Raw genomic sequence first — 8,760 nt, 5'->3', positions numbered from 1 at the left:
CCCGTTGTTCGCGACGAAACACGGATGCCCCTCGGTCATCGCCGCCTCGATCGTCTGGAAGTCCGCGCCGACCAGGTCCGCGGCGGTCAGGTCGGGTTTCGACAGCTTGTACGCCGCCGACGCGAGCGTGCTGCTGATCTCCTCCAGGTACACGGGCAGCATCTCCCGCCCGATCCCGAGCTGCTCGTGGAACTCCGTGATGAACTCCAGCGCGTCCACCGGAAGCCCGTCGTCACCCACCACCGAGGAAACATCCCAATGATTCAAGGGATAACGCCGAGCCGTGAACCGGTACCGGCCCACCACGTACTCATTGCCATCGGCAACAGGCGAGAGGATGCGCTCGTGCGTGAATTCCGCCAGCGCTTTCCGTACCAGCGCCTCGTTGACCACCGACCAGTTGTCCATCAGCCCACCTCGTTCATCCGCAGCGCGTCGGCGTACTGGTCCCGTGTGCAGAAACTCAACCACGCCTGCTTGTCCGGCAGTGTCACGATGCTGTGCTTGCGGAAACCCATCCGCGCGTTCAATGCCTGGATCTTCGTGTTCCGTACGTCGGGCTCGACCACCACCCGATCCACCAGCGGATCGCCGAACAGGCTGTCCATGATCGTCTCGAACACAGCCGCGGTGAACCCGCTGATCGGCGCGACCGGCGGCCCGACCAGAACGTGCATCCCGATGTCGCCCGGCGCCACGTCGTACACCTGGCCGACCGCGTCGTGGGCGGGCGAGTACCGCTCCATCAGGAACGCCGGCCGCCCGTCGTGCTCGCCGAGGAACGCGCGGTGGTGCGCGGTCGAAGCGATCCGCTGGTACTCCGTGCGCACGTCCGCGAGCGACGCGTTCAGCAGGCCCCAGTACCGCGCGTACGGCCGGGTGACCCAGCCGTGCAGCGTGCGGAGGTCGGCGTCGAGGTCGAGCGGCCGGAGGCTGAGGGTGCCGAGGCCGGCGACGAACCGCCGATACGTCGGCTCGGGCAGTGCTCTGGGCATCGCGACTCCAAGGCGGTGGGGTTAGCTAAGGCTTACCTTACTAGACCTGGAGGTGGATTCGGCAAGTAGCCCGCGCGGCGGATGCGTCACACCGTCGGCACTGCCTACGTTGGTGGCATGTTGATCGCAGAGGACCTGCTGCTGCTTCTGTACGACGACCAGACCGGCAAGCCGATCACCGGGTCGCCGGGGCTGGACTACGGGCTGGCCGGTGCGGTGCTGATCGAGCTGACGCTGCAGCAGAAGCTGGACATCACCACGGAGGGCAAGATCGGACGGCTGCGAGTGCTGGACGGCGCCCCGACCGGCGACCCGATCCTGGACGAGCGGCTGTCCCAAATCGTCAGCAAGCCGGGTAAGAAGCCCAAGGACCTGATCGGGCCACTCTCCAAGCAGCTGCGCGACCAGCTGCTCGCCAGGCTCGCTCAGCGCGGCGTCTTGCAAGCAGACCAGGGCAAGGTGCTCGGCCTGTTCCCGGTGACCCGCTGGCCGGCCAAGGACGCGCGGCACGAGCTGGAGGTGCGTGCGCAGCTGGAAAGCGTGCTCACGCATGGCCTGGCGCCGGACGAGCGGACGGCTGCGCTGATCGCCCTGCTCAGCGCGCTCAACGTCGTACCGAGGGTCATCACCGATGCTGTGGACAACCGTGCGCTAAAGCAACGTGCAAAGGAGATCGCTGACTCTGACTGGGCTGCCGCCGCGGTGAAGAAGGCCGTCACTGAGATGCAGGCAGCCGTAACAGCAGCCATCATGGTCTCTACGACGGCAGCAACCTCAGCCAGCAGCTAGGCGGGCCTTGATGTCCGGCTTGACCACCTTGCCGACCTTGGAGCGTGGCAGGTCCGGCCAGACCAGCACTTCCTTCGGTGCTTTGACGCTGCCGATGCGTGCCTTCGCGAACGCGATCAGCTCGGCAGCGTCCACCGAGGCGCCCGGCTGCAGCTGTACGACGGCCACGACCCGCTCGCCCCACTTCTCGTCGGGCTGACCGATCACAGCACAGTCCTGTACGGCGGCGTGCGCCATCAGCGCTTGCTCGACCTCGGTGGAGTACACGTTGAAGCCACCGGTGATGATCATGTCCTTCGCCCGGTCGACGATGTACAGGTAGTTGTCGTCGTCCAGGTAGCCGATGTCGCCGGTGTGGTGCCAGCCGTACGCCGTCGCGGCCGCCGTGGCGTCGGGGTCGCGGTAGTACCCCTTCATCACCAGCGTGCCGCGGACGACGATCTCACCCCGCTCGCCCAGGGGCAGGAGATCGCCGTCCGCGCCCATGATCGCCACCGTGACCAACGGTGACGGCCGCCCGGCCGATGACAGCCGGCCCCGCGCGATGTTGCCTGCGGCATCGAAATGCGCGGCGGGCGGCAGGACCGAGATCATCATCGGCGCCTCGGTCTGCCCGAACAGCTGCGCCATCACCGGGCCGATCCGGTGCAGCGCCTCCTCGAGCCGGGCGACCGACATCGGCGCAGCGCCGTACCAGAAGCACTGCAGCGACGAGAGGTCCGTGGAGTCGAGCTCCGGCGCGGCCAGCACCATGTAGATCAGTGTGGGCGGCAGGAACGTGTGCGTCACCCCGTGTCGCGGTATGAGCTCCAGGAACGCGTGGACGTCAGGAGCTCGCATGATCACGATCTGGCCGCCGGACGCGAGCACGGGGAAGCACAGCACGCCTGCCGCGTGCGTGAGCGGTGCCAGCGCCAGGTAGACGGGCCGTTCCCCGAACGGGTAGCCGATGAGCGTCAGGGCGGTCATCGCCTCCAGGTTGCCGTTGGAGAGCATGACCCCCTTCGGGCGCCCCGTCGTACCTCCGGTGCCGACGATCATCGCCAGGTCGTCCGGATCGGTGAGGTCGGGCGCCGGTTGGGACGCGCCCCCGCAGAACGCGTCCCAACCGACGGTGCTCCGGCCGCTGGGGTGGGGGTCTGGGCCGGAGCGGCTGGGCTCGCCGTCGAGGAGCACGAACGTGTGCACCTTCGGCAGCGAGTCCCGAATGCGGTCCACCAGCGGCGCGAACGCCGCCTGGTAGATCAGTACTTCACAGTCGAACTGGTCGAGCAGCTCACGGTTCTCGGCCGCCTCGTTGCGCGGGTTGATCGGGCACCAGACCGCACCGGCCCGGCTGATCCCGAACACGCAGCTGAACGCCACCGGGTCGTTCGCGGACAGGATCGCGACCTTCCCGCCCGGACGTACGCCGGTTGCCGCCAACGCACCCGCTATGACGTACGAGAGCTGCTGTACGTCGGCGTACGTCAGCGTCTCGCCGTCCGTGGTGAGACAGGCGGCGTCCGGCGCGAGCGAAGCGCCCTTGTCGAGGTACTCGACCAGTCGCATCAGCGTTGCACCGTGAGCTGCGGCTCTGACACCAGCCCGAAGCCCCGCAGTACGCCGAGCAGTTCGCGGTGACCGAAGGCCTGGCAGGCACTCGCGAAGCCGACACGCTTCGGTGGCGTCTGCAGCAGCGAGTACGCCGCGTACGCCTGAAGCAGACCGGTCTGCTGGTAGTTGCTGTTGCCGTGGATCACGCAGTGCGCCCGCCCGAGCGGTCCCGACGCGTGGACCGAGTCCAGCGACTTGTTGACGCGTGGGTTCTCACGGGGCGGCATGGTGTCCATGACCTGACGTGCGGTCGCCGTGAGCGCATCGTTGCGGTCCTCGGGCGACATGTCCTTCGTAGCTTCCAGTGCGGCCGCAACGATCTGCGGTACGCCGTTCATGAGCGCAGCGTTGAAGACACCGCCCTGTGCCTTGCAGTTGGCCACCCGTGGGTCCCGCTTGAACCAGACGGGGTGTGAGGTGCCTCCCCAGGGCAGCGACAACGCCAGCTCGTGCTGGCCGGGTACGACGAGCGGTACGAGCCCCTGCTCCGGGAACTCGACGTACGCGTTCTGGTCGAGGTAGTGCGCCTTCGACGTCGCAGCGTTCACCAGGATCGTGCGCGTCGAGGCAATCGTCGGACTGCCTCCCCAGAACACCGCGATGTCCAGCGTGTCCAGCCCGGGCTCCTCCAGGCACAGCTGTGCAGCGATCTCACCAGTCGTGTACATCTGCGCGATGCCTGGTGCCAGTAGCAGGCCCGCCTCGGCGAACTTGGCGCCGTACTGCTCGTCGCAGGTAATCAGCCAGTCCTGCTCGCCCGTGGTGTCGGTGTAGTGCGCGCCCGCGGCAAGAGCAGCCTCTACTGCGGCAGGGCCGAGCTCACTGAACGGACCGACCGTGTTGAGCACCACGGACGCGCCCTTGAAGAGCTCTGTCAGTGCTGCGACGTCATGGTCCGCCGCAGCGATCTCGTAGTCCGCTGTCTCGATGCCAGGCACGTTGGCGTCCATCGACGCCTTCAGCTTGTCCTCGCTCCGCCCAGCCGCGACGAACGGTACGTGATAGTGCCGCAGGTACTCGCAGACGAGCCGCCCGGTGTAGCCGGACGCGCCATAGACCACTACAGGTTTGTTAGCCATCACATCCCCATTCCGCCGTCGACCGGCAGGCCGATGCCGGTGATGAACCGGGCCTCGTTCGATGCCAGGAAGACGACCGCGTCGGCCATGTCAGAGACCTCGCCGAGCCGGCCCGCCGGGGTCAGTCCGACGACCGCGGCGACCGCCGCGTCCGGCGACTCGAACAGCCCGAGCTGCGCCACGTCGTTCGCCAGCCCGGCGCCCATCGCGGTCGGGACCAGGCCCGGGTAGATGCAGTTGACGCGGACGCCGTACCCGAGCTTGCCGGACTCCATCGCGGCGACCCGGGTGAGCCGGTCGACCGCGGACTTGGTCGCGGAGTACACCGCGATGCCGGGGAACGCGATCGTGGCCGCCACCGAGGCGACGTTGATGATCGCGCCGCCCTGGCCGGCCAGGCCCTCGGGCCGCATCGTCCGCAGGCCCCACTTGATGCCGAGGGTGGTGCCGAGCACGTTCACCTCGAGCATCTTGCGGATCTGGTCCGCGGTGACCTCGGTGAGCAGGCTGGTGATCTCCACCCCCGCGTTGTTCACCAGGATGTCGAGGCCGCCGAGGATGTCGTTCGCGGCGACCACCGCGTTCTCCCAGTCGCCGTCGTCGGTGATGTCGTGGGCGACGAAGCCGTTGCCGCCGCCGTACTCCTGGTCGAGCGCGTCGGCGACAGCCTCGCCGGCGTCCTTCTGGATATCGCTGATCACGACCTTGGCGCCGGCCGCGGCGAGGGCCCTCGCCATGCCCTCGCCGAGGCCCTGCGCGCCGCCGGTGACCAGGGCCTTGCGGCCGGTGAGATCGAGTGCGCCCATCTGAAGCTCCTTTGCTCGCACGGGGTTGATCACACTCTGCTCACCCTTTTGACACCCGTCAAGACTTTGTTTGACAGTTGTCAAGAAAACTCCGGACGACGGAACGCGCCGGGGCCCGGATCGGGGTACTCTGACGCAACGACCCCCGAGAGTGAGGTGACTGCGATGGCGTCCACGGCCGCGGAACGGCCCGCCCGCGTCTCCGGGATCGACAAGATCGAGCGCCGCCGCGTCGCGCTCGCGGAGTCCGCGCTGAAGACGCTCGGCGAGCTCGGGTACGCGCGCACCAGCCTGCGCGAGATCGCGAACAACTCCGAGTTCACGCACGGCGTCGTGCACTACTACTTCCGCGACAAGATCGACCTGATCAGCTACTGCGTGCGCTACTACAAGACCAAGTGCGCCCGGCGGTACGACGAGGTCGTCGAGACCGCGACCTCGGCCGAAGAGCTCGCGACCGGCTTCCTGGGCAAGATGACCCAGACGCTGGTCGAGGAGACCCCGATGCACAAGCTCTGGTACGACCTGCGGGCGCAGAGCATGTTCGAGGAGCAGCTGCGCCCGGACGTCGAGGAGATCGACAAGCTGCTCGAGGCGATGATCTGGCGGATCCTGTCCCGGTACGCCGACCTCACCGGCACGTCGCCGTCCGTCGACGCGCCGACGGCGTACGCGCTGGTCGACGGCCTGTTCGAGCAGGCCGTCGTCGGCTACGCCGCGAACCCGGACAGGACCCCGGCCCTGCTGACCGACCGGCTCATGCAGGTCCTGCCCAAGCTCGTCACGGCGTAGACGTCACTCCGCTCCGCAGTCCACCTTGCAGAGGGTGTCGGTGAGGGTCAGGATCGCGCCCGGCTGGTCGCTGTCGGACTCGGTGGAGTACTCGACGTTCCAGGTGCCGGCTGTGGTCTTCCCGGCTGCTTTACCGGTCTGCTGCTTGAGCCAGTCGACGATCTGACCGCGTGGGTTCACATGCGCCAGCTCCAACGCCTGCGGTGCGAACTCGGTCAAGGCGCCGGCAGCCTCTGTGGCGGCACCCGTTGCCTGCAGTGAGAACACGGCTGGACGTGGCTGGGTGCCGATCAGCACCTGTGCTGACGTAGTGCCCTTGCTGCAGGTCTGGTACGCCTCGTCCGTGCTGCACTGGTACTGCTGGCCAGTGAACGCAGCCACGACCTGTGCTGGTGTGAGGTCCGGCAGCTTCTCCTCGGGACCAGACGGTGCGCTGCTGGCTTCAGCTGACGGTGCGCTGGAGGTGCTGGGGCTGCTCCCCGACTCGGGCTTGCTGCTGGAGCAGGCCGTCGTACCGGCGAGCAGCGCGGCGCAGGCGAGTGCCGCGCCGAGCCGGCGGTTCAGACCGGCACCTCGATCGCGGCGTCGAGGGCGATCGTGATCATCTCCGAGAACGTCGTCTGACGCTCCTCGGCGGACGTCACCTCGTGCGTGATCAGGTGGTCCGAGACGGTCATGATGCCGAGCGCGCGGCGGCCGAACTTCGCGGCCAGCGTGTACAGCGCCGCGGCCTCCATCTCGATGCCGAGCACGCCGTACTCCGCGGTCCGCGAGACCAGGTCCGGGCGGTCGTTGTAGAACAGGTCGCCCGAGAACACCTGGCCGACGTGCACGTTCAGCCCGGCCGCCTCGGCCGCGTCGACGGCCGCGCGGAGCAGCTTGTAGTCGGCGGTCGGCGCGTAGTCGATGCCGTGGAAGCGCAGCCGGTTCATCTGCGAGTCGGTGCTCGCGGACATCGCCACGATCACGTCGCGGACCCGGACCGCCTCGGTCAGGGCACCACAGGTACCCACCCGGATCAGCGTCTGTACGTCGTACTCCTCGAACAGCTCGTTCGCGTAGATGGAGGCGGACGGCTGTCCCATTCCGGAGCCCTGCACGGAGATGCGCTCACCCTTGTAGGTGCCGGTGAACCCGAACATGCTGCGGACCTCGGTGTAGCAGATCACGTCCGACAGGTAGGTCTCCGCGATCCACTTGGCCCGCAGCGGGTCCCCCGGAAACAGCACCCGCGGTGCGATCTGCCCCTTCTCGGCGGCGATGTGAATACTCATGCGGGGATGCTCTCACGGAGTCCTGTCACGATGCCGGGGTAGGTTGTGCGACGTGGCCTACTCGATCGTTCCTGGTTCGCTGACCCTGTCCCGCTCGGTCCTGGACCGTGCCGCCGACCGCAGGCGGGACGACGACTGGCTGGAGAAGGCCTGGGCCGCCGCTGACACCCAGGTGGTCGCGGTGGCCGGTGACAAGATCCAGGTGCTCGACGACCGGACCGCACTGCGCTTCGTACGCCCGTCCGAGGCGCCTGAGGGCCGCCGGATCTTCCTGGGCATCGACCGCGTGTCCGGTGCCGGTATGACCGCGGACGGCCGGGCCGTGTTCGCAGTACTGATCGAGGGCGAGGCTGACGAGTCGTACGCCGGCCTGCGCGAGGTCGGCGGCGTACTGGACGACCGGGAGGCCGGTGCTGCGGTCCACGTGATCGGTCTGGCCAACTGGCACGCCGTGAACACGCACTGCGCGAACTGCGGCGAGCACACCGAGGTGGTGGAGGCAGGCCACGTCCGGCATTGCCCCGCGTGCGGGATGTCGCACTTCCCGCGCAGCGACCCGGCGATCATCGTGCTGGTCACCGACGACCAGGACCGCGCGCTGCTCGGCCGCAACGAGAAGTGGCCGGAGGGGCAGTACTCCACGCTGGCAGGGTTCGTGGAGCCCGGTGAGTCGCTGGAGGGCGCCGTACGTCGTGAGGTGCTCGAGGAGAGCGGCGTGATCGTCGGCGCGGAGGTGGAGTACGCCGGCAGCCAGCCGTGGCCGTTGCCGGCCAGCCTGATGCTCGGGTTCTACGCGAAGGCGTCGAGCTTCGAGATCGAGGTGGACGGCGACGAGATCTCGGACGCGCGATGGTTCACCCGGGAGGACCTCCGTGCGCTGATCGAAGCCGGCACGATGCGCCTCCCGGGCGCCATTTCGATCTCCCGCCGCCTGATCGAAGGCTGGTACGGCGAGAGCCTCGGCTGACTACTTCCCGACGTCGGACCGGGCTGCGGCGACCAGAATCAGCACGCCCTCCCAGTGCTGGATAGAACCATCTGCCTGGAGCTGACGGACCTTCGTTCTGACTGCGGCGACGTACGCGCTGTGGCTGGGCCAGCTGGCCTTCGCACTCGGTAGTACGTCGGTCAGCGTGCAGCCGTACGTCAGGAAGCGGTTCTGTACGTGGCTGTCGATGTTGCCCGTCCACACCGTCGGCCGTACATCGGACTGCGGACACGGGTCCACAGGCGGGGTGTACGACGCCAGGTTGGTCGGGTTGATGTACCCGTCCGGACGCAGCAGCGTGTAGTAGGTGCCGTCCGGTGTCTGGGTGAGCCGGTTGAGGCCGTGGTCGCGCAGGACCGTCGCTTGCCCGCTCAGGATGTCCAGAACGAACAGCCGCCCACCTGTCACGCCGTACAGGTACCCGTCGCGCCAAGAGAGCGC

9 protein-coding genes and 2 pseudogenes are annotated in these 8,760 nt (G+C 67.9%); 3 read left to right on the top strand and 8 right to left on the bottom strand.

All coding sequences use genetic code 11. From position 1 onward, the window contains the following. Both VFF46_RS16465 and VFF46_RS16460 read right to left on the bottom strand, forming a co-directional pair. Positions 1–408: pseudogene (locus tag VFF46_RS16465) on the bottom strand (IucA/IucC family siderophore biosynthesis protein); the annotation flags it as partial. After that, the gene (locus VFF46_RS16460) at positions 408–995 is read right to left on the bottom strand and encodes a GNAT family N-acetyltransferase (RefSeq protein WP_325037996.1); all 588 of its coding nucleotides are present in this window, start codon (positions 993–995) and stop codon (positions 408–410) included. The gene VFF46_RS16460 and the pseudogene VFF46_RS16465, both read right to left, overlap by 1 nt. 117 nt (positions 996–1,112) lie before the next feature. Between VFF46_RS16460 and VFF46_RS16455 the strand changes: the two genes are divergently transcribed. Continuing rightward, entirely contained in the window at positions 1,113–1,784 is a 672-nt protein-coding gene (locus VFF46_RS16455) for a GOLPH3/VPS74 family protein (RefSeq protein WP_325037995.1), read from the top strand. Here the strand turns inward: VFF46_RS16455 and VFF46_RS16450 are convergent. The 3 genes from VFF46_RS16450 to VFF46_RS16440 are packed head-to-tail and all read right to left on the bottom strand — an operon-like array spanning position 1,770 to position 5,265. Continuing rightward, positions 1,770–3,335 carry an AMP-binding protein gene (locus VFF46_RS16450; RefSeq protein ID WP_325037994.1) on the bottom strand — a complete coding sequence of 522 codons (1,566 nt, stop codon included), beginning with the start codon at positions 3,333–3,335 and terminating at the stop codon, positions 1,770–1,772. The two genes, VFF46_RS16455 and VFF46_RS16450, sit on opposite strands and share 15 nt — an antisense overlap. After that, positions 3,335–4,459 (bottom strand): DUF5938 domain-containing protein, encoded by a 1,125-nt coding sequence (locus VFF46_RS16445; protein ID WP_325037993.1) that lies wholly within the window; start codon positions 4,457–4,459, stop codon positions 3,335–3,337. Before VFF46_RS16445 ends, VFF46_RS16450 begins: the two co-directional genes overlap by 1 nt. Continuing rightward, the gene (locus VFF46_RS16440) at positions 4,459–5,265 is read right to left on the bottom strand and encodes an SDR family NAD(P)-dependent oxidoreductase (protein ID WP_325037992.1); all 807 of its coding nucleotides are present in this window, start codon (positions 5,263–5,265) and stop codon (positions 4,459–4,461) included. The genes VFF46_RS16445 and VFF46_RS16440 overlap by 1 nt, the downstream gene beginning before the upstream one ends. 165 nt (positions 5,266–5,430) lie before the next feature. Between VFF46_RS16440 and VFF46_RS16435 the strand changes: the two genes are divergently transcribed. Then, on the top strand, positions 5,431–6,057 hold the full coding sequence (locus VFF46_RS16435; protein ID WP_325037991.1) for a TetR/AcrR family transcriptional regulator: 627 nt from the start codon (positions 5,431–5,433) through the stop codon (positions 6,055–6,057). A gap of 3 nt (positions 6,058–6,060) precedes the next feature. On the opposite strand, the gene VFF46_RS16430 is transcribed toward VFF46_RS16435, so the two are convergent. Next, the gene (locus VFF46_RS16430; protein WP_325037990.1) at positions 6,061–6,438 is read right to left on the bottom strand and encodes a hypothetical protein; all 378 of its coding nucleotides are present in this window, start codon (positions 6,436–6,438) and stop codon (positions 6,061–6,063) included. Between the two features lie 179 nt (positions 6,439–6,617). Further along, positions 6,618–7,331: a purine-nucleoside phosphorylase gene (gene deoD, locus VFF46_RS16425; protein ID WP_325037989.1), complete on the bottom strand. Its 714-nt coding sequence runs from the start codon at positions 7,329–7,331 to the stop codon at positions 6,618–6,620. Between the two features lie 52 nt (positions 7,332–7,383). On the opposite strand from deoD, the gene nudC reads away from it, so the two are divergent. Beyond that, complete coding sequence (gene nudC, locus VFF46_RS16420) at positions 7,384–8,298, top strand: NAD(+) diphosphatase (protein WP_325037988.1); 915 nt, start codon at positions 7,384–7,386, stop codon at positions 8,296–8,298. Here the strand turns inward: nudC and VFF46_RS16415 are convergent. Further along, positions 8,299–8,760: pseudogene (locus VFF46_RS16415) on the bottom strand (hypothetical protein); the annotation flags it as partial. It lies immediately after the preceding gene.

Source organism: Kribbella sp. (genome assembly GCF_035655035.1).
Classification (GTDB): domain Bacteria; phylum Actinomycetota; class Actinomycetes; order Propionibacteriales; family Kribbellaceae; genus Kribbella.
This window is presented reverse-complemented; position numbering and strand designations above follow the sequence as displayed.